At 68.4% G+C, this 19,095-nt stretch carries 18 protein-coding genes and 1 tRNA gene; 5 read left to right on the forward strand and 14 right to left on the reverse strand.

Features of this window, described 5'->3' with window-relative positions; genetic code table 11:
* Nucleotides 1-36 precede the first annotated feature (36 nt).
* A complete protein-coding gene (locus LI337_RS09550; RefSeq protein WP_227229617.1) occupies nucleotides 37-954 on the forward strand; it encodes an isoaspartyl peptidase/L-asparaginase in 918 nt (305 codons plus the stop codon).
* Nucleotides 955-966: 12 nt separating this feature from the next.
* Here LI337_RS09550 and ppk1 read toward each other — a convergent pair whose 3' ends face one another.
* From ppk1 to LI337_RS09570, 4 genes are all read right to left on the reverse strand, one after another.
* Complete coding sequence (ppk1, locus tag LI337_RS09555; RefSeq protein WP_227229618.1) at nucleotides 967-3,438, reverse strand: polyphosphate kinase 1; 2,472 nt, start codon at nucleotides 3,436-3,438, stop codon at nucleotides 967-969.
* A gap of 16 nt (nucleotides 3,439-3,454) precedes the next feature.
* On the reverse strand, nucleotides 3,455-4,162 hold the full coding sequence (locus LI337_RS09560) for a metallophosphoesterase family protein (RefSeq protein ID WP_227229619.1): 708 nt from the start codon (nucleotides 4,160-4,162) through the stop codon (nucleotides 3,455-3,457).
* A gap of 217 nt (nucleotides 4,163-4,379) precedes the next feature.
* Nucleotides 4,380-5,099, reverse strand: a complete 720-nt coding sequence (locus LI337_RS09565) for a methyltransferase domain-containing protein (RefSeq protein ID WP_345777748.1) — start codon at nucleotides 5,097-5,099, stop codon at nucleotides 4,380-4,382.
* On the reverse strand, nucleotides 5,096-5,485 hold the full coding sequence (locus LI337_RS09570) for a nascent polypeptide-associated complex protein (protein WP_227229620.1): 390 nt from the start codon (nucleotides 5,483-5,485) through the stop codon (nucleotides 5,096-5,098). Before LI337_RS09570 ends, LI337_RS09565 begins: the two co-directional genes overlap by 4 nt.
* Nucleotides 5,486-5,649: 164 nt before the next feature.
* On the opposite strand from LI337_RS09570, the gene LI337_RS09575 reads away from it, so the two are divergent.
* On the forward strand, nucleotides 5,650-6,288 hold the full coding sequence (locus LI337_RS09575; RefSeq protein ID WP_227229621.1) for an ArsR/SmtB family transcription factor: 639 nt from the start codon (nucleotides 5,650-5,652) through the stop codon (nucleotides 6,286-6,288).
* A 95-nt stretch (nucleotides 6,289-6,383) separates the two neighbouring features.
* Entirely contained in the window at nucleotides 6,384-7,814 is a 1,431-nt protein-coding gene (locus LI337_RS09580) for a S8 family serine peptidase (RefSeq protein WP_227229622.1), read from the forward strand.
* A 153-nt stretch (nucleotides 7,815-7,967) separates the two neighbouring features.
* Here LI337_RS09580 and moaA read toward each other — a convergent pair whose 3' ends face one another.
* The 7 genes from moaA to LI337_RS09615 all read right to left on the reverse strand — a co-directional run bounded on the left by moaA (nucleotide 7,968) and on the right by LI337_RS09615 (nucleotide 12,518).
* Nucleotides 7,968-8,987, reverse strand: coding sequence for a GTP 3',8-cyclase MoaA (moaA, locus tag LI337_RS09585; RefSeq protein ID WP_227229623.1), 1,020 nt, complete (start codon nucleotides 8,985-8,987; stop codon nucleotides 7,968-7,970).
* Nucleotides 8,988-9,201: 214 nt separating this feature from the next.
* The gene (locus tag LI337_RS09590; RefSeq protein ID WP_227230887.1) at nucleotides 9,202-9,801 is read right to left on the reverse strand and encodes a DJ-1/PfpI family protein; all 600 of its coding nucleotides are present in this window, start codon (nucleotides 9,799-9,801) and stop codon (nucleotides 9,202-9,204) included.
* A 90-nt stretch (nucleotides 9,802-9,891) separates the two neighbouring features.
* Nucleotides 9,892-10,671 (reverse strand): HAD-IIA family hydrolase, encoded by a 780-nt coding sequence (locus LI337_RS09595; RefSeq protein WP_227229624.1) that lies wholly within the window; start codon nucleotides 10,669-10,671, stop codon nucleotides 9,892-9,894.
* A gap of 124 nt (nucleotides 10,672-10,795) precedes the next feature.
* Nucleotides 10,796-10,870 (reverse strand) — tRNA-Met (locus LI337_RS09600).
* Between the two features lie 104 nt (nucleotides 10,871-10,974).
* The gene (locus LI337_RS09605) at nucleotides 10,975-11,424 is read right to left on the reverse strand and encodes a GtrA family protein (protein WP_227229625.1); all 450 of its coding nucleotides are present in this window, start codon (nucleotides 11,422-11,424) and stop codon (nucleotides 10,975-10,977) included.
* Nucleotides 11,421-12,221: a glycosyltransferase gene (locus LI337_RS09610; RefSeq protein WP_227229626.1), complete on the reverse strand. Its 801-nt coding sequence runs from the start codon at nucleotides 12,219-12,221 to the stop codon at nucleotides 11,421-11,423. Before LI337_RS09610 ends, LI337_RS09605 begins: the two co-directional genes overlap by 4 nt.
* A 39-nt stretch (nucleotides 12,222-12,260) precedes the next feature.
* Nucleotides 12,261-12,518 (reverse strand): hypothetical protein, encoded by a 258-nt coding sequence (locus LI337_RS09615; RefSeq protein WP_227229627.1) that lies wholly within the window; start codon nucleotides 12,516-12,518, stop codon nucleotides 12,261-12,263.
* A gap of 165 nt (nucleotides 12,519-12,683) precedes the next feature.
* Between LI337_RS09615 and LI337_RS09620 the strand changes: the two genes are divergently transcribed.
* Nucleotides 12,684-15,143 carry a DUF2298 domain-containing protein gene (locus tag LI337_RS09620; protein ID WP_227229628.1) on the forward strand — a complete coding sequence of 820 codons (2,460 nt, stop codon included), beginning with the start codon at nucleotides 12,684-12,686 and terminating at the stop codon, nucleotides 15,141-15,143.
* Between the two features lie 35 nt (nucleotides 15,144-15,178).
* Here the strand turns inward: LI337_RS09620 and LI337_RS09625 are convergent, their stop codons facing one another.
* From LI337_RS09625 to LI337_RS09635, 3 genes are all read right to left on the reverse strand, one after another.
* Nucleotides 15,179-15,445: an HAH_0734 family protein gene (locus LI337_RS09625; protein ID WP_227229629.1), complete on the reverse strand. Its 267-nt coding sequence runs from the start codon at nucleotides 15,443-15,445 to the stop codon at nucleotides 15,179-15,181.
* A gap of 825 nt (nucleotides 15,446-16,270) precedes the next feature.
* Entirely contained in the window at nucleotides 16,271-17,110 is an 840-nt protein-coding gene (locus LI337_RS09630) for a DUF7547 family protein (protein ID WP_227229630.1), read from the reverse strand.
* Between the two features lie 46 nt (nucleotides 17,111-17,156).
* A complete protein-coding gene (locus LI337_RS09635; protein ID WP_227229631.1) occupies nucleotides 17,157-18,251 on the reverse strand; it encodes an NADH:flavin oxidoreductase/NADH oxidase in 1,095 nt (364 codons plus the stop codon).
* A gap of 124 nt (nucleotides 18,252-18,375) precedes the next feature.
* Here LI337_RS09635 and LI337_RS09640 point away from each other — a divergent pair, with 124 nt between their 5' ends.
* On the forward strand, nucleotides 18,376-19,083 hold the full coding sequence (locus tag LI337_RS09640) for a DUF7504 family protein (RefSeq protein WP_227229632.1): 708 nt from the start codon (nucleotides 18,376-18,378) through the stop codon (nucleotides 19,081-19,083).
* Nucleotides 19,084-19,095: the final 12 nt, after the last annotated feature.

The following is a 19,095-nucleotide window of genomic DNA, read 5'->3' on the forward strand; positions in this document are numbered from 1 at the left end:
CCGAGATTCAAGCCGTGCGGGACAGTCGCTCCCGCCATGCAGCTCATCGTCCACGGCGGCGCGGGCGGCGTCCCCGACGACCCCGAGCCACGACAGGCAGTCCTCGACGAGGCGGCGGCGACGGGCGCGAACGAGTCCGACCCGCTCGACGCGGTGGAGTCGGCCGTGCGCGTCCTCGAATCCTCCCCGCGATTCAACGCCGGCGTCGGGGGTGCGGTGCAGTCGGACGGGCGCATCCGGACCGACGCGGGCGTGATGACCGACGACCGCGAGGTCGGCGCAGTGGCGGGACTGGCCGGCGTCGAACACCCGCTCACCGTCGCCCGTGCGGTCCGCGCCGAGACGCCACACGTCCTGCTCGCCGGCGACCGTGCGCTGGAGTTCGCGGAGTCCGTCGGTGTCGAGACCGACGCGGACCTGTGGACCGACCGCAGTCGGGAGAAGTGGGCCGACGCCGACCCACCGGAGACCGACGACCCGACCGACCATCTCGACTGGCTCCGGAGTCGCTTCGGGAGTACCGAAGCCGGTGGTGTCGGTGAGAACGCGGAGAGTGAGTCGGACGAGGGGCGCGACCCGACCGACCACGACACGGTCGGCGCGGTGGCACGGCAGGGAGACCGGTTCGCGGCCGCGACCTCCACGGGCGGCCGGTGGTTCGCGCTGGCCGGCAGAGTCGGCGACGTCCCACAGATCGGCTCAGGGTTCTACTGCGCGCCGGCCGGCGGGGCGAGCGCGACCGGTGCCGGCGAGGACATCGCTCGCGTCACACTCTCGCGGCGGGCGGTGCGGCATCTGGAGGCCGGGAGAGACGCGCAGACTGCGGCCGAATCGGCTATCGAGGAGTTCGGCGAGTTGACCGGCTCGTCGGCGGGTGTGATCGTCGCCGGACGCGAGTCGCTGGGGAGTGCGTTCAACTCCGAAGGGATGCAGACGAGTCGCGCCGGCCGGTGAGCGCGTCGGCGCTCACTGCTGGCCGTCGGTGAACACGTCGTCCAGATCGACCGACGGGGTCCGGCGCTCGGCGGCGTCCGCGTCGGTCGCTTCCACCTCGTCGATCGACTTCCGAGCGCGCGCCATCAGTCGCTCGTGGGTGTTCCGGACCGGTTCGTCCTCCTCGGGACGCACCTGCCGGTAGCTCCCGTCGCTGGCCATCGTCCAGCGCTTCCGGTTGTCCGACAGCATGATGTCGAGGATCGTCTGGAGTTCCGCCTGCAAGGCGGGGTCCTCGACCGGCGCGACCGCCTCGATCCGCCGGTCGAGGTTCCGGGTCATCCAGTCGGCCGACCCGACGTAGTACTCTCCGTCCCGTGCGCCGGTCGTCCCGGTCGTGCCGTCGCTGGCTGGGTCACTCGCCACCTCGCTCTCGGCTGCCGACTCCCCGTCCGCGTTCTCGAAGTAGAAGATGCGGGAGTGTTCGAGGAACCGTCCGACGACGCTGTGGATCCGGATCGTGTCGCTGATCCCCTCGATGCCGGGCCGCAGGCGGCAGATCCCCCGGACGATCAGGTCCATCTCGACGCCGGCCATCGACGCCCGGTACAGTTCCTCGACGATCTCGGGGTCCTCCAGCGAGTTCATCTTGGCGACGATACGGGCCGGCTTCCCCTGCCGGGCGTGTTCGGCCTCCCGGCGGATGAGGCGGGTGAACTGGTCGCGCATGTTCTCCGGTGCGACTAGCAGTTTCCGGTAGTCCTCGTGCAGCGAGTGGCCGGTGAAGAAGTTGAACAGGCGCACGAGGTCCTGCCCGACGTCGTGGTCCGCCGTGAGCATCCCCAGATCGACGTACGTCTTCGCGGTCTCGGAGTGGTAGTTGCCCGTGGCGACGTGGGAGTACAGTTGCACGCCGTCGTCCTCTTCGCGGACCACGAGTGCGGTCTTCGAGTGGGTCTTCAGCCCGATCGTGCCGTAGGCGACGTGGATGCCCTCCTCCTCCAGTCGCTTGACCCACCGGAGGTTGTTCTCCTCGTCGAACCGGGCCTTCAACTCGACCATCACCGCGACCTGTTTGCCGTTCTTGGCGGCCTCGATGAGGCTCTCGATCACCTGCGAGTCGCTCGCCGTCCGGTAGATGGCGGCCTTGATCGCCAGCACGTCCGGGTCGGAGGCGGCCGCGTCGAGAAACGTCTGGACCGTGTTCGTGAAGGAGTGGTACGGGTGGTGGACGAGGATGTCGTCGCTGCGGATCTCCGCGAACAGGTCGTCCGCGCCGCCGCCCTCGTCCAGTTCGAGCCCGGCGAACCGGGGGTGCATCCGGGGCGTCCACGAGTCGAGTTTGAGGTCCGGGCGGTCCAGGTCGGTCAGGTCCATGAAGTCGCGGAAGTCGAGCGGTTCCGGCAGGTCGTACACCTCGGACTCGTCCACGTCGAGTTGCTCGATCAGCAACTCCCGCACCTCCGGTGGCATGTCGTCTGCGACCTCAAGACGGACGACGGTGGCGAACCGCCGCTGGCGGAGCACGTCCTCGATCATCTCGATCAGCCCCTCGGCGACCTCCTCGTTCCGGCGAACCTCGGCGTTGCGCGTCACCCGGAAGGTGGAGGTGCCGACCACCTGGACGTTCGGGAACAGCAGATCGAGGTTCGCCTCGATCACCTGTTCGAGCAGGACGAACCGGGTCGTGTTCGAGTCGGCCGCGTCGGCTCCCTCCCGCCGGTCGGTCGCCGACGCTGGTGCCGTCGTGTCGTCGCCGTGCTTGCCCACCACGGCTTCGACGGGGACGAGTCGCGGGCGGTTCTTCGGAATCTTCACCCGCGAGAACTTCAGGTCGTCGTCCTCGGCGTCGTCGCGGGTCAGCACCGCCAGCGACAGCGAGAGGTTCGAGATGAACGGGAACGGGTGGGCCGGGTCGAACGTCAGCGGCGTCAGCGTCGGGAGGACGTTCGCCTCGAAGTAGTCGCGCAGGGCCGCCCGCTCCACGTCGGCCACGTCGTCGTGATCGACGATCTCGACGCCCGCCTCCGCGAGCAGCGGCCGAACCGCGTCGTGGTAACACTCGGCCTGCCGTTCGACCATCGACCGCGCCTCCCGCAGAATCTCGGTGTGCTGTTGCTCGGGCGTCCGCCCGTCGGCGGTCAGTTCGGTGACGCCCGCGTCGATCTGTTGTTTCAGGCCACCGACCCGCTTCATGAAGAACTCGTCCATGTTCTGCGTGAAGATGGCGAGGAACTTCGCCCGCTCCAGGAGTGGGTTGCGGTCGTCTTCGGCCTCGAACAGGACGCGTTTCTGGAACTGGAGTTCGCCGAGTTCGCGGTTCAGGTAGAAGTCGTGGGCCGCGAGATCCAGTCCCTCCGGGACCGGTCCGTCGGTGTCGTCGGCCTCCGGGGTCGGAACCGGGTCGACGTCCGACTCCGGCGACTCGACCGTCGGGGCGTCGCCACTCCGCTCGTCGGCCGACGCCGTGTGCTCCGGTGGCTGGGACATACTCTCGTCTGTCATCTGACGGCCAGCCTCTTTACTGTCGCGCCGCGACGAGTCGGCGAGGCCGGACGAACTTCTCCTCGGCCCGGTGTTCGATGGTCCGACCGAGGTCCACCGTCACGGTCTCGTCGGCGTTCACGTCGAACGCGGTGAGTTCACCGCCGTAGACACAGCCGGTGTCGAGACCGACCGCGTGGCGTCGGAGCACCGGGTCGGCGAGCGGCGTGTGCCCGAAGAAGACGCGGGCGGGACCGTCGTACTCGTCCCACCAGAACGGACGCTCGTAGCCGCCGTCCTCGACCAGCGACCGCGTGTTCTCCAACTCGTCGACGTCGTGGTCGGCGAGCGACTTGCGCGGGTCGACGCCACCGTGGACGACGAGGTGGCCCTCCCACGAGATGGCGACCGGCAGGTCGGCGATCCACTCGCGGTCGGCCTCGGTCAGGTCGTCCGGATCCTTCTCGCCCCGCAGGATCTTCTCCTCGTTGTTCCCGCGCACCGTGAAGAAGTTCTCGCGCTCCCGGACGTACTGGACGACGCCGTGGTTGTCCGGTCCCTTGCGCACGAGGTCGCCGACGAAGACGACCGCCTCGTCGGCCGCCGGGTCGAGCGTGTCGATCAGCGCCTCCAGTTCGCGGAGACAGCCGTGGACGTCGCCGACGACGTAGACGTTGGTCCACTCGTCGGCGTCGAGTCGAAGGTGCTGCGGTTCGACGGTCTCGGAGAAACGTGGGACGCTCATCTGTGACTGCATCCTGCTACGCGTCGGATAGGAATAAACAGTTGCTAATTGAGGTATTGTGGACTATATAGCACACACGACGCCACAGAGCCGGGCCAAGTCGCCGACTTCCGGTGGAATCGGCCGGGCGTCGATGGAGTTCGATCGATGACTATAGACCGGGCACGATCGAGGAGTCGGACACACCGGGCGGCCACCGCCCCGCGCCAAGACCGCCTCACTCGTAGCGCGCGAACGTCAGGTAGCCGGTGTGGCCGACGCCGGCGGTGCTGGGGCGGGAGCCACGGTCGCCGAAGTCCATCTCGCGCTGGATCGTCTCCAGCGTCTCGACGCCGACGAGTCCGGCCTCGCGTGCCGCCTCGACCGACTTTCGGGAGTTCTCGACGAACGGCGAGTAGACCGCGACGTAGCCGCCGGAGACGAGCAGATCGGGCGCACGAGCGACGACCTCGGGGGCGTTCTGGGTGTCGAGCGTCAACAGGTCGAACCCCGAGAGGTCGTCGAGGTGGTCGGTCACGTCGCCGGTCCGCACGTCGACGGTCTCCGCGACGCCGGCCAGATCCATGTTCTCGCGGGCCACGTCGGCGAAGTCGGGATCCTGCTCGTAGGTCGTCACCTGGGCGCCCATCCGACCGAGATACGCCGAGAGGACGCCGGTACCGGTGCCGGCGTCCAGCACGCGGTCGTCCGCGCAGGCACCGGTGTGACCGACGATGAGGCCCACGTCGCGGGGCATCATCGGCGCGCCGGTGCGCTCGAAGTGGTTGAACAGGTCCGGCCCGCGTGGCTCGCGGACGACGAACTGTTCGCCGATGTGACTCTCCAGCACGTCGCCGGCAGACACGTCTTCGGGCACCTCGACCACGCCGAGATCGGTGTGGAGTTCCTCGCCCGGTGCGCGCAGATACTCCCGGTCGCCGTGGACGAGCAGGATCACTCCAGTCGGGAGATGGCGGCCGCGAGGTCGCCGTCCTCGTCTTCGAGCGCCGCACGCGCGTCGTCCTCGGAGACGCCGGCACGCTGGGCGACGATCTGCACGTCGGAGTCCGGAATCTCGCCCGCGCTCTCGTCGGCCGCGTCGGCGGACTCGACCGCACTCGCGTCGCCACCCGCGCCGGCTTCGCGGACGTCGTAGTCGCCGACGACCTGGAACGTCTCCTGTCCCTGGGCGTCCATCTTCGTCACCTGCGGGGAGTCGAAGACGTACTCCTCGTCGGCCGTCCGGATGACGACCTCCTCGGCATCGAGTTCGTCTACGTCGATGCCCATCTGTTTCATCATCTGTTGCATCTTCCGTGGGTTCATACCGCCGCCTCCGAACATGACCGTCAGTCGGCTCCCGGCGATAAAAAGCGTGGCGAAGGGCGGCACGCGTCCGACGACGACACGACGACCGGCAGACGCCGCAGAACCCGGCTCGACGGCCGACACACCCGCCACGACAGGATGGCGAAGGGTTTTCTATCTGGCCGTGAAACGTTCGGTCGATGTCAGGGTTGCTACCGTCCGACACGGACGCCCCCCGTGGCGACCCGTCCGAGGAGCACGCCGAGAACGGCGACGGCGACCTCCGGGTCCTCTGGCTGGACGACGAGGACGCCGAGCAGTTGATCGGGTCGCTCTCCTCCGAGACGGCGCGGGCGGTGTTGACCGAACTCCACCACGGTCCCGCGACCGCCTCGGAACTCTCCGACGACGTCGACACCTCCCTCCAGAACGTCCGCCACCACCTCGGCAGTCTCCAAGACGCCGGGCTAGTGCAGGTCGCCGACACCCGGTACTCGGTGAAGGGGCGTGAGATGAACGTCTACGCGCCGACCGACGACTCGCTGGTCGTCTGTGTCGGCCGCGAGGACGACCGGTCGTCGTTTCTCGACTCGCTGAAGCGACTCGTGGGGACCGTCACACTCCTCGGTCTGCTCGCGGCCGTCGTCCAGACGACCTTCGGCGCGGGTGTCGTCGACCTCGGCGGTCCCGGTACGGCACCCCGGATCGGCGACGCGGTCGGTGGGAGCGAGCCGATATTCGGACTCCTCCCGCCGGGGGTCGCGTTCCTCGCCGGCGGCCTCGTGGTGCTCGCCGTCCTCGGGGCGTGGGAACTCCGGCGTCGACAGACGGCGGCGTGAGGCGGTGTCACGCGGCACCGAGGCGGAGACGAACGGCGGCGTGAGCCACATGTGAAGCCAAAAAGGTTTTTCGTTCGGCCGAAATATCACGAGTCATGCGTGGGCGTCAAGTGGCAACGAGACTCACGGTCGCGGTGCTGGTACTCTCGTTGCTGGTCGCCCCACAGGCCGCCGGTGCCCCGAAGTACGGGCTGACCGACGGGCAGTTGTCGGAACTCTCCGAACAGGTGTTAGACCGGGAGTCGCCCGGTGAGATCGGTGCCGACAGCGACACCGAGATCGAGTCGATCGCCGATCTGCGGGCAGAACGCGCCCGGAACCGGGGAGTCGGCGATATCGGTGCGACCCGTGTACACGACGAAGGGATCACCGGAGAAGGTGTCCGAGTCGGCGTCATCGACGGCGGGTTCGAGGCCGGCCACACGGCCATCGACGACCACGTCGTGGACGCTCGGAGCTTCGACCGACACGACTCCGAGGGACGGATCGTCTCGACGCACGGCACTGCCGTCGCCGAGGTCGTCAGCGACACCGCCCCCGGTTCCGACCTCTACCTCGCGGACGTGGGTGAGACACCGAGCGCCGACAGTTACGCCGAGGCGGTCGACTGGTTGCTGGCGAACGACGTGGACGTGATCGTCGACTCGGGAAGCTACTTCACCGACGCGTCCGGCGACACGAGTCCGATCACCACCGTCGCGGAGAACGCCTCCAGCCAGGGTGTCGTCTTCGTCACCTCGGCGGGGAACTACGGCGACCGCCACTGGGCCGGGAGCGGCGCGCTGGCAGACGACTCCGGCACTGTCGCTGAGGGGTCCGACGCGGCCACGGACCGATCCGGCTGGATCGCCTTCGACGAGCACACCGAAGGCAACCTCCTCGCCGACGGGCGACCGACGCGCGGCGAGGTGTCGCTCCGACTCCGGTGGAGCGGCGAGGCGGACTACGATCTGTACCTCTACCGGCACCTCCGGAACGGGAACCCCCGCGTCGTCGCCAAGTCGGTCGACCGGCAGGCCGGCAACGACTCGCTGGCGAACAGCGAGTCGATAAACGTCGCGGTCCCACGGGGAACCTACTACGCCGCGGTCTACGCCCACGAGGCGAACGAGAGCGCCCGACTCCGACTGTTCTCGATCCACCAGTCGCTCGCGCACGCCGACGCGCGGGGGAGCATGGTCGCCCCGGCGACGAGCAGAGAGGTGATCGCGGTCGGCGCGACCGGGCCGAACGGCATCCCGCGCGAGTACAGTTCGCTCGGTGCCGGCGACATCGAGGTCGACCTCTCGGCACCGGACGGCGTCCAGACCAGCGCGGCCGGCGAGTTCAACGGGACCTCGGCGGCGGCACCCTACGTCGCCGGGACCGCCGCACTCCTCGAGGCACGGAACCCGGGCCTGTCGCCGACGCAGGTCGAGGCGATCTTAGAACAGACGGCCGACGAGCGCCGGTCGGTGGACGCCTACGCGGCGGTTCGGGCCGCGTCGATCGCGGACCGGAAACAGCCACACAACGCCACGGTGTGAGTCCAATCGACTGACTCCGGCCGTCTCTCGGGGAGCGGTCGTCGCAGTCCGTCGGCGGTCACCGTCCCTCGGTGCCCGGCAGAAGAGTTCGGCAGTCGTCGTATTCGTCGTATTCGTCGTTGTCGTCTGTCGTCGCCCACAGTACGAGTTCACTCAGTCGTCGGCAGTCGCCGTCTCGTCGTCGGTGTCGACGGCCGGCGGGCCACCGATGTAGTCGTCGTTGATGACCCAGCCGTCCTCGTCGTCCCGGACGAGATACTCGCCGTAGTACGGCACGCGCTCGGCGACCGTCTCGCGGAACGCCGCGCGGATCTCCGGCTTCGTCATCTCGCCCATCGACCGCAGGTCGTCGTTCCGGTTCAGACAGCCCTTCAGGTAGCCCTCGTGTGTGACGCGGACGCGGTGGCAGTTGGCACAGAAGGTCTCGTTGCCGACCGGGTCGACGATCTCGACCATCCCGCCCTCGCCCTTCGGGCCGCCGACCCAGTACCGCTTCCGGTCGTGCATCTCGCGGTGTTCGATCTCCACGGCGAGGTCTGCCAGCCAGTCGTGGACGCGCCCGATGTCGATGTTCCACTCCGGCTTCCCCGTCAGTTCGGGCATGTACTCGATCAGTTGGAGTTGGAGGCCGTCGTTCGCGGCGACGTGGTCGACCATCCCCTCCACGTAGCCGGCGGTGTGCTCGAAGACGACCATGTTCAGTTTCACGGGCGTCAGGCCGGCGTCGATGGCGGCCTCGACGCCTTCGAGCACTTTCTCGTAGGCACCGGACTTCGTGATCTCGGCGAACGCCTCGGGGTCGAGGGCGTCCTGTGAGACGTTGACCCGCGAGAGACCGGCGTCCTTCAGGGCCTCGGCGCGCCCGGGCAAGAAGGTCCCGTTGGTCGTCAGCGAGGTCTCCATCGAGTCGGGCGTCCGGCGGATGATCTCCGCTAAGTCGTCGCGAAGCATCGGTTCCCCGCCGGTGAACTTGACGGCCTCCACGTCGAACTCGGCGGCGACTTCGAGGAAGCGGACCACGTCGTCGGCGCTCATCTCGCCGTCCTGGGGGTCCATCGGCCCGCGCGTGTCGCCCAACCCCTCGTTGTGGCAGTAGACACAGTCGAAGTTACACCGGTCCGTGAGCGACACCCGGACACCACTCACCTCCCGGCCGAAGTCGTCCGCCAGCATATCTGACTCCCCCTTTCGGGTGGCGACTGATAAACCCGCCGTCGAATCGGGGGGGTGTCGTAACTGGATTCGGTTTCGTACCTCGACGGTGGGTGTGAGTGATCGGTTACGGTGTGAGACGGTGAAGTCGGTGGCGTGGACGCTGGTGTGTCCGTCGTCGGAGGGTGCGCTGTCGAGGCAGTCGCCGGAAAAATCGAGGGTCGTCGCTCGTCACTCAGTCGTCGTCTGCGGTCGCGGCACTCGGTGCGTGGTCGATCTCGGTGCCGAGGACGTCGAGGAACTGCGCGATCCACTCGGGGTGGTCCGGCCACGCCTGCCCGGTCACGAGAGTCCCGTCGCGGGTCACCTCGTCGCGCCACTCGCCGCCGGCGGCGCGCACGTCGGCCTCCAGCGCAGGGTAAGCGGTGCAGGCGGTCCCGCGGATGGTGTCGGCCGCCGCGAGGATCAGCGTCCCGTGACACAGCGCCGCGATGGGCTTGTCGGCGTCGGCGAAGTGTCGAGTGATCTCCAACACGCGGTCGTAGGTCCGGAGGTACTCCGGCGCGCGCCCACCGGGGATGACGAGTGCGTCGTAGTCTGCCGGGTCCACCTCGTCGAACGTCGCGTTGAGTTCGAAGTCGTGGCCCCGCGTCTCCATGTAGGTCTGGTCGCCCCGGAAGTCGTGAACCGCCGTCTTGACCGTCTCGCCGGCCTCCGTCTCGGGACAGACGGCGTGGACCTCGTGACCCACGGCCTGGAGTGCCTGGAACGGCACCATCATCTCGTAGTCTTCCACGAAGTCCCCCGCGAACATGAGAATCTGCTTGCCTGTCATCTCTGGCGTCACCGGACTGTCGTTCGCGGCGAGTGATCTTAACGATTGTCCGCCATAGATCCGGCGAGCGGCCGCGTCGGCGACCGACGCTCAGAGAATCCCGTCGAGTTCCGCAAGCGAGTCGATCACGAAGTCGGGGGTCACGTCGCTTCGCTCCAGTCGCTGCCGGTCGGTGATCCCGGTCGTGACGAGCACCGTCGTCATCCCCGCCCGGCGACCGAACTCGATGTCTGTGTCGAGGCGGTCGCCGACGACGAGACACTCCTCGCCGGGCAGACCGAGTCGGTCGAGGACGATGCGCCGGGCGGGTTCTGAAGGTTTCCCGAGCATCGTGTCGGGGTCCCGTTCCGCCACCCCGGCGACCGCGTTGACGATGGCACCGGACCCGGGGATGTCGCGCCGTGGTGCCGGGATCACCCGGTCCGGATCGGTGCCGATCAGCGGGACCGACTCGTCGGCCAGTGCCTCGTGGGCGTCGGTCAGGTCGTCGTAGTGGAAGTCCCGGTCGATAGAGGCGACCACGACCTCGGCAGCAGCGGGGTCGTCGGTCAGGCGGAGGTCGGCCTCGGCGAACTGGTCGCGGAGGCCGTCCTCGCCGACCAGAAAGAGCAGGTCGTCGGTGTGGTGCTCTGCGAGATAGCTGGTCGCTACGGTCCCGGCGGTGACGACCTCCGCTTCGGTGACGCCGAAGCCGGCCCTACCGAGTCGGTCCACGTACGCGGGCGGAGCTTTCGTCGGGTTGTTCGAGACGAACAGGCGGTCGAGTCCCGCGTCGGCGATCAGATCGAGTCCCTCGCGTGCGCCCGGAATCGGGTCGTCGCCCCGGACGACGGTGCCGTCTACGTCCAGCACGACGCCGCTGTGGTCCATGTCTGGTGGTCGGGTGGCCGGTAGTTGAATCCACTGCTGTAGTGGGGAGACGTGAGAGACGGTGTGACGTGCGGCCCGACCGACTGTGTCGTCCAGAGAAACTCGGTCGAGAATCGCTGAGAAGTAGCGGGAGGTAGATTTGAACTACCGATCTCCGGGTTATGAGCCCGGCGGAATCTCCTGGCTATCCCATCCCGCTACTACCACGTACCGCTGTCTTTCGGATAAGGGTTCTGATTCCGACGCAGTGTGTCAGTTCTGCCCGTGGTACGTCCGTGTCGCACGCCCGTCACACTCGCCCGCTCAGGAACTCCCGACGCGCCACGTGAACAGGCTCTCGGCGACGTAGTTGACGAACATCCCGACGCCGATACCGACACCGTTCGCGAAGACGAGCCAGAGACTCTCGCCGCCGACCGGGAGCCGATAGTCCAGCCCCGAGACGAAGACGAAGACGACCGTCGCCACCAGCACGCCGCCGGCCCGGACGAGGTTCGACTTCAGGAAGCGCCGCAGGAACGACCACCGGCCCGCCCCGCCCTCCGTCGAGAACGTCCAGTGCTCGTTGACGAGGAACATGACGACGATAGCCACCTCCGCGCCGACCAACTTGGCCGACCCGCGATACACCCCGCCGTAGGTCGTCAACAGGACGACGAGGCTCGTGTCACACACCGCTCCGAGCGCGCCGACCGAGGCGAACTGGCCGAAGCGGACGCCCGACAGCAGGGCGTCGAGACGCCCCTCGGTCATCGACCGCCCTCGGCGCGCTCCGACCGCCTGTCGACGAGTGCCGGTTCGGTCTCGCGCCGCGAGTCCAGTAGCTGGTGCAGTGGGTCGCTGGCGAGCAGTTTCGCCCGGTGACGCGAGACGAGCAGTCCACGCGCGAGACGCAGGCTGGTCCGGACCGGTTCGACCGTCGAGTTCGGGTGGTCCTCCCAGCGAACCGGTACCTCGCGCAGGTCCGCGCCGACCGCCACCGAGACGGCGACGAGTTCGATGTCCCAGGCGAAGCCCGGTTCGTAGAGGTGCCCGCGCACTCGTCGCCACAGATCGGCCGTCAGCGCCTTCGCGCCACACTGGTAGTCGTACAGCTTCGCGTCCAGCAGTCGCCGGGCGAGCCACGCGAAGCCGTCACCCAGGAACCGCCGGGCGATAGTCTGGTGTGACTCGACGACTGCGTCTGGATGCCGACGCGACCCGACCGACAGATCCGCGCCGTCCCGCACGGCCTGCACGACTCTATCGATCGAACCGGCGGGCGTGCTCCCGTCGGCGTCCGCGAAACACCGGATGTCGGTGTCGAGCGCCTCGAAGCCGGCGGTGATGGCCGCGCCCTTCCCCCGGCGGTAGGGCACCGGGGCGACCGTCACCTCCGGGAGGTCGGAGAGTTCGTCGGTGAGGTCCTCGGCCACGCCGGTCTCCGGCGCGTCGAGTTCGACGCGAATCGCGGCGGGGTCGAGTCGCTCGTGGAGGGCACGCACGTACGACGAGAGGAGGGCCGTGTCGGGTCGGTAGGCGGGGACGACGACACCGACGGTACGCGACATGGGGACTGCTTTCGCGGGACGGCAAAAAAACCGTTCGACTCACTCCAGGCCGAGGAACGCCGAGACGAAGAGCACGAACGCGACAGCCCCACAGACGCCGAAGACCGGGAGCGCGAACAGCGTCCAGTCGGCCGGGAGGTCCCGCAGGTCGATGATCGCGCGAACGAGCAGGAAGCCGAGCACGGACGCCAGCAGGCCGAACCCGCCGACCAGCAGTCGGCGACTGTCCGCCGGTTCTCGCGGCGGGGGTGAACGCTCGTCGTCGGTCTCCGAGTGATTCACACTGCTGTCCGTCACGACCGGATCACACCTCGAACCGGTCGCGCGTCGGACTTAGCACTTGTCACTCGTGAAGCGTCACTCGTGGGGCAGTGGTGGGTTCTCGCCACAGCGACTCCGGGGTGACTCGGCGCGCTCGACAACCCAAAAAGCGTATGCCGGGGCGTGCCCCTCTGCCAGTCGATGGAGTACGCTCTCGTCGCCCTCTGGTGGCTGGCCGCCATCGGACTCGGGCTTCTCGGTCTCCCCCTCTCGGCCCGCCTGTTCCCCCGCCTCGCCGGTCGCGGCGTCGGCTTCGCGCTCCCCGTCGCACTCGTCGTGCTCGGGACCGTGATCTACTGGCTCGGCCACCTCGCCTACGGCCTGCCGACCGTGCTCGCCGGTGTCGCGGTCCTCCTCCTGCTCGCCGTGCTCTCGGGTCTCGACCGGGACACCCTCCGCGAGGGAAAGGTCGAGGTCGCCCCCGATCTGGAGTACGACCTCGACCCCCGCGTGCTGGGGGTCTTCACCGCCGCCTTCCTGCTCGTGATCGCTATTCGGGCCGTGGACCCCGGCGCGATCCCGGCCGGCGGCGAGAAGTTCCTCGACTTCGGCCTGCTGAACGCGCTGGATCGCGCCGACAGCCTGCCGCCGGAGGACTTCTGGTTCGCGGGCGAGGCAGTGAGCTACTACTACGGCGGCCATCTCCTCGTCCACAGCGTCTCGGAACTGACCGCGACGCCTCCGGAGTTCGCGTACAACCTCGGTCTCGCGCTGTTCTACGCGACGTTCGTGACGGCCGCCTACGATCTGGCCGGCGCGGTCGCCGACGCCCGTGGCCACTCCCGCACTGTGGCCGGACTGCTCGGTGCGTTCTTCGTCGGGGTCGCCAGCAACCTCGCCACGTTCGGGCGACTGGTGCTGTCGAGTCTCCCGGAGCCCCTGCGGACCAACGCGGCAGAGACGGTCGCGGCGCGGGCCGGCGAGTTGACGACCCGGCAGATTCTCCTCGGTGTCGACGAGTTCAACTACTGGACCGCGAGCCGGATCATCCCCGGCACGATCAACGAGTTCCCGCTGTTCGGCTGGCTGAACGGCGACCTCCACGCCCACATGATGGGACCGACGTTTCTCCTGCTCGCGGCCGCCGTGGGCTTCAGCTACTACCGAACCCCCACGAGAGACCTCACGCGCAGGCGACTGCTCGCGTTCGGCGTGATTCCACTGCTGGGTGGGCTACAGGCCGTGATCCACACGTGGAGTTTCCCGACGGTCTTCGGTCTCCTGTGGCTCGCGGTGCTGTTCGCGCCCAGCGACCCACTCTCGCTGTTCCCGGCCGGCGTCGCCACTCGCGTTCGGAGCGCGGTCGGTGTCGCCCGGCGCGACCCCGATGAGTTGACCGATCCGGAGGAACTGGCGTCGGACGGCGGAGGGTTCGGCGGCGCGACCGCTGAGCCGGCGACCGTAGGATCACGGACGGCACTCGTCGGCTCGCCGGCCCGCGTCGAACTGACGCGCGTCGGGAGTGCGCTGGTCGTCGCCGGCGTCGCGGGCCTGCTCGGCTTCCTGCTCGCCGCGCCGTTCCTGCTGTCGGCGACCGGCGGCGGCGAGCGTGCGATCGACCTCTGGCCGGCGCTGGACCGCAGTGGGTTCGGCGCGCTGCTCATCGTCCACGGCGCGTTCCTCGCGGGCTTTCTCGCCTTCCTGCTCGCCCGCCTCGATCCGGAGCGACCGGTCCTGCTGGCGGTCGGACTCCTCGCGGTCGTCGGTCTCGGCACGCTGGCGACGTTCCCCGCGCTCGGACTCGTCGGCCCGGTGCTGCTGCTCGGCTGGGTCGCGCTCCGGTTCCGCGACGACGTGGGCTACGAGACGGTGCTGATGATCGGCGGGGCCGGACTGGTGCTGGCGGTCGAAGTCGTCTACCTGAACGAGCAAGCCGGACCGGGGCGCATGAACACGGTGTTCAAGACCTACTCGCAGGTCTGGGGACTCTGGGCGGTCGCACTCGGCGCGGCGCTCGCGTCGATGGTGCCCTCGCTCGAGTCGCTCCGGGCGTCGTTCTCGGGTGGCGTGGATCGACAGGGTGTCCGACAGGTCGCGGCGGTCGGCTTCGTCGCCCTGCTGGTCGTCTCCACGTCCGTCTACGGGGGGCTGGCGCTGTCGGGTCACCTCTCGGTCGGCGGCGACCCGACACTGGACGCGACGGCGTACGTGGACGACCAGCATCCCGAGGAGGCGACCGCGATCCGGTGGCTCGATCGGAACGCCGAAGGCACCCCGACGATGGTCTCCGCACCGGGGGCCTACACCGCACCGGCGGGCGGCGGACAGGCCGAACCGGGGATGTACACGTGGGACGCGAGCCCCGCCGCGAGCATGACCGGCGTACCGACGGTCGCCGGGTGGGCACACGAGGTCGGCTATCGCGGGCAGGCGGCCTACGACTCGCGGGTCCGGGACGTGGACCTCGTCTACCAGGGTGACGCCGAGACGCGAGTGCGACTGTTAGCCGAGTACGACGTGCAGTACGTCTGGGTCGGCCCGGCCGAGCGGCTACGCTACGGTGAGGTGCGGTCGTTCTCGGGCCTGCAAGGTGTCGAGGTCGCTCACCAGTCCGGGTCGGTGACCATCTACCGGGTGGACCAGTCGGCGCTGGCCGAGTGAGCGGCGGGAGGAGAAGTCGCGGTCGGGGCGTCGACTCAGACCGACAGTTCGCTGCGGCCCTTGATGACGGTCAGGGCCTCGGCGTCGATGGACTCGACGTCGAGCCAGTGGGGGACGTAGTTCCGCTTCATGTAGTCTTCGCGTTCGTCCTCGCTTCCGATGACACACCACAGTTGGACTTCCTCGGGTCCGTGGTAGTCGCCCTGTCGCTGGATCGAGAAACAGATCTGCTCCTCACCGTCGTACTCGATGATGGCGTCCTTCCGGATGCCGGGATCGCCACGCACGATCAGGTGTTGCATGGGCGGGGGTTCGGCAGGTCTGCGCTTAACGGCTTCGATGACTGGTACGCGTACTTCGATGTGTGGGTTGTCGAATCGGTCGCTGGTTGGAACTGGGTCGAGTCGGTCGCAGATGACGAGGGGTGAAAGCCCTGTGGCGATGTGGATGATGTCGAATCAGTTGGTGAGAACAAGAGGTGAAAGCCCCCGCGCTCTCGACCACCGGGAGAGACAAGCTCTCCCGAGTCTTCGTCACCGGCGCGGAGCGCCGGTTTCCAGCGGGACCTCCGGTCCCGCCCTGCTTCCGTCGTCCGGGATGGATCGAGAGCGCGGCCCCTTTCAGTCCCGCCCGAGGGATTTTGCCACCCATCATGCGACAATCGGTGGACCAGTCGGTTTCAGCGTCGTGCCGACCTGCAACCGTCGGCGCGACACGGGGCTCGCCCGAGGCGGCCCCACGCCGCCGAAGTGTCGCGCCAGCCCACTCGACTGGTAAGCGTGTCGTGAGCTGAAATCTCGTCAGACTGTCCCGGTGTGGTTTGCGGTCGGCGCGCGAGAAACGCGCGAGGGAGAATCGCGGGCGGTGCGGAGAGCGATTCGAGGCTGGGGAGGATCGAGGTGCGGTCTGCGGTGTGGGTGCGCTGGTAGGTGCGCTAGATCGAGTAGCGGTGCCGGTGCTGTCTGCGGTGTTGTCGCGGTCTGCGGTGCGGGTCCCTGCGCTACTCGTCGTAGCGGTGCTATGGCGGTCGCGGTTCCGCTGTTCGGTACGCTCAACCGAGTAACAGTAGCAGTGCTGTTCGCGTCACGACCTCCATCAGTCCAACCGATCACTCGAACACCCGAGTCTCACCGGTCCTCGTCACCAGCATCCTCGCCCGACTTACCCTCCTCGTCTGCACCGTTCTGCCCGAGTTCGTCTTTGATGGACTGGAGTTCGGCCTCCACGTCCACGTCTTCCTCCTCGCCAGCGTCCGCCGACGCCGACGCTCGCTCGGTCGTCGCCGTCTCGTCACTCCCCGTCTCGCCCACGTCACTCGATTCGTCACCCTCCTCACGAACGTCGATGGCGATGCCACGGTCACGACTCCCGGCATCTCGCTCCCGACGGTCGTCTCGCCCGACACCCGAGTCGGAGCCTCGCTCGTCTCGACTCGAATCCCGAGTCGAATCCCGACCAGAACCACGATCACGTTCTTCACGACGCTCACGCGCCTCGGCGATCCGGTCCTCGATCTCGTCGGTCAGACTCCGGGCGTCTTCCACGATGTCGCGCGACTCCGGATCGGCCGGCAGGTCGGCCGAGGAGAGGGCATCCGAGAGATCGGTCAGACTGCGCTCCAGTTGCGAGAGCGCGGTTCGGCCGGCGTCGTCCAGTCGGTCGCGGGCGTTCGCCGACTCGGCTCTCGCCGCGCGCTCCGGGTCGGCCATCCGGAGGACGCGCTGGGTCGCCTTCAGCGCCCGGATGTTCGCCTCCAGTAGGGTGACGATTGCCGGGATGGTGTACTCCTCGGTGAACCGCAACAGGTCGCTCATCGACGGCGGGCGAGGCGGACGCGGCGGGTCACCGGCGCGACTCCGGCCACCTCGACCACCACGCTCTGTGTCGAGTTCGGCACGGAGGTCGGAGAGTGTCGTCTCCAGTTCGTCGAGGAGGTCGGCGAGGTCTTCGTCACTGCGGGTACTCATACCCGACGGTTGCACCCCGCGCCGTATAAGCCTTCGAGCGCGGATCTCAGAACCCGCGCCGGTACTGCACCGGCGGTTCGGCGTCGGCGTCCAGTTCGTCGGCCGCCTCCAGCCCGAAGTACGGGTTCCGGAGGTGTTCACGCCCGAGAATCGCCACGTCGGCACGCTCGTTCTGGATCAGTTCCTCGGCCTGTACCGGTTCCGTGATCCCGCCGACCGCGCCGACCGCCATCGGCACGTCTTCGTCGCGCAGATGCTCGCGGATCGTCTCGGCGTAGGGCACCTGGTAGCCCGGCCCGGTCGCCGGCACCTGCTGGTCCGGGTGGATGCCACCGGCGCTCACGTCCAGCAGGTCCGCCCCGGCCTCGAACAGCAGGGGCGCGAGCCGAGCCGACTGTGCGACGTCCCACGACTCCCGGTCCGGGAGCCAGTCGGTCGCGGAGATGCGCACGAAGACGGGTTTGTCGTCCGGCCACACCTGTCGGACCGCGGCGGTCACCTCCCGGACGAGGCGCGTCCGGTTCTCGAAACTCCCGCCGTACTCGTCGTCGCGGTCGTTCGTCACCGGCGAGAGGAACTCGTGGAGGAGGTAGCCGTGGGCGGCGTGAACCTCGGCGACCTCGAACCCGGCAGAGAGCGCGCGCTCGGCGGCGTGGGCGAACGCGTCGATCACGCGACCGATTTCCGCGCGGTCCAGCGCGTGTGTCGGCGGTGCCTCGTCGTCGTAGGGGTAGGGCGTGTCGCTCGGGCCGACGACTTCCCACCCCTCTCCCTCTGGCTGGAGTGGGCCGTGGCCCTCCCACGGTCGACTCGTCGAGGCCTTCCGCCCGGCGTGCGCCAACTGGATCGCCGGGACCCCTCCTTGTGAGCGAACGAAGTCGGCGACAGGTGCGAGCGCCTCTGCGTGCTCGCGGCTCCAGATGCCGAGGTCCTGCGGCGAGATGCGGCCGCGCGGTTCCACGGCGGTCGCCTCGGTCATCACGACGCCGGCACCGCCGACCGCCCGACTGCCGAGGTGGACGAGGTGCCAGTCGGTCGCCAGACCGTCGGGCGAGGAGTACTGACACATCGGCGAGACCACGATCCGGTTCGGGAGTTGTGTCTCCCGCAGTGTGAGCGGGCTGAACAACGAGTCGGTCATCACGGCGTCTTCGGAAGGCCCGGTGAAACCGCTGTCGGGTTCCGGTCGGGCGGCGGGTGACACGTGACCATACTGTCGGATGACACAATATTTATTGTACATCGGTCCGCACCTATCTGAAAGGATGGCCCACGAGAGTCGAACGGACACGTCGTTCGCCGATGCCCTCGAGGAGTTCAAGCGTCGAGGGAGCAACCTGCTCGTCGTCGGCCCGCCCTCCGACCGTGCGCGGTCTGCGATCTGTCGCCGACTGCTCGGTGACGCCAGTGGCCGGACGCGCCGCCGGTTGTTCGTCGAGACCGACGGCACCGCGTCGTGTCTCGACGACTGTGACGGGGCGATCACGCCGGAGACGACGCGCCTCGTCACCCGGCCCACGCCGACCCGGAGTGCCGCCGCGACGGTCGACAGCTCCACCACGTCGACCGAGTCGCCCGAGTCGACTGCCGGCGGAGTCGCCCGCAGACACGTCGCGGAGCGTGGGTTGGCGACACTCGCCTGCGCCATCAACGAGGAGATCGGGGTCTTCACCGACCGCGCCGACGAACTCGACCCGGCGGAGCTTCGGCTCTGTTTCGACTCGTTGACGCCGCTCGTCGCCGAGAACGACAGCGTCGCCGTTCGACGGTTCCTCCACACGATCACGGGGCGTGTCCGATCGTGTCGCGGGATGGCTCACTACCACCTCGCCGCCGGGCGGCGTGACGACGTGGTCGTCGAACTGGCCCCGGCGTTCGACGCGGTGGTCGAACTCCGGATCGACGGCGATCGGCCGGAACAGCGCTGGCACGTCCCCGACCGCGACCTGCACACCGACTGGCTCCCGCTGTAAGCGTCTCGACTG

It is taken from the genome of Salinirubrum litoreum, assembly GCF_020567425.1.
GTDB lineage: Archaea > Halobacteriota > Halobacteria > Halobacteriales > Haloferacaceae > Salinirubrum > Salinirubrum litoreum.

What these genes read in the sequence shown, in the direction of transcription:
- LI337_RS09550 (WP_227229617.1), top strand. Translation starts at nt 37, where the DNA reads ATGCAGCTCATCGTCCACGGCGGCGCGGGCGGCGTCCCCGACGACCCC.
- ppk1 (WP_227229618.1), bottom strand. Translation starts at nt 3,438, where the DNA reads ATGACAGACGAGAGTATGTCCCAGCCACCGGAGCACACGGCGTCGGCC.
- LI337_RS09560 (WP_227229619.1), bottom strand. Translation starts at nt 4,162, where the DNA reads ATGAGCGTCCCACGTTTCTCCGAGACCGTCGAACCGCAGCACCTTCGA.
- LI337_RS09570 (WP_227229620.1), bottom strand. Translation starts at nt 5,485, where the DNA reads ATGTTCGGAGGCGGCGGTATGAACCCACGGAAGATGCAACAGATGATG.
- LI337_RS09575 (WP_227229621.1), top strand. Translation starts at nt 5,650, where the DNA reads ATGTCAGGGTTGCTACCGTCCGACACGGACGCCCCCCGTGGCGACCCG.
- LI337_RS09580 (WP_227229622.1), top strand. Translation starts at nt 6,384, where the DNA reads ATGCGTGGGCGTCAAGTGGCAACGAGACTCACGGTCGCGGTGCTGGTA.
- moaA (WP_227229623.1), bottom strand. Translation starts at nt 8,987, where the DNA reads ATGCTGGCGGACGACTTCGGCCGGGAGGTGAGTGGTGTCCGGGTGTCG.
- LI337_RS09590 (WP_227230887.1), bottom strand. Translation starts at nt 9,801, where the DNA reads ATGACAGGCAAGCAGATTCTCATGTTCGCGGGGGACTTCGTGGAAGAC.
- LI337_RS09595 (WP_227229624.1), bottom strand. Translation starts at nt 10,671, where the DNA reads ATGGACCACAGCGGCGTCGTGCTGGACGTAGACGGCACCGTCGTCCGG.
- LI337_RS09605 (WP_227229625.1), bottom strand. Translation starts at nt 11,424, where the DNA reads ATGACCGAGGGGCGTCTCGACGCCCTGCTGTCGGGCGTCCGCTTCGGC.
- LI337_RS09610 (WP_227229626.1), bottom strand. Translation starts at nt 12,221, where the DNA reads ATGTCGCGTACCGTCGGTGTCGTCGTCCCCGCCTACCGACCCGACACG.
- LI337_RS09620 (WP_227229628.1), top strand. Translation starts at nt 12,684, where the DNA reads ATGGAGTACGCTCTCGTCGCCCTCTGGTGGCTGGCCGCCATCGGACTC.
- LI337_RS09625 (WP_227229629.1), bottom strand. Translation starts at nt 15,445, where the DNA reads ATGCAACACCTGATCGTGCGTGGCGATCCCGGCATCCGGAAGGACGCC.
- LI337_RS09630 (WP_227229630.1), bottom strand. Translation starts at nt 17,110, where the DNA reads ATGAGTACCCGCAGTGACGAAGACCTCGCCGACCTCCTCGACGAACTG.
- LI337_RS09635 (WP_227229631.1), bottom strand. Translation starts at nt 18,251, where the DNA reads ATGACCGACTCGTTGTTCAGCCCGCTCACACTGCGGGAGACACAACTC.
- LI337_RS09640 (WP_227229632.1), top strand. Translation starts at nt 18,376, where the DNA reads ATGGCCCACGAGAGTCGAACGGACACGTCGTTCGCCGATGCCCTCGAG.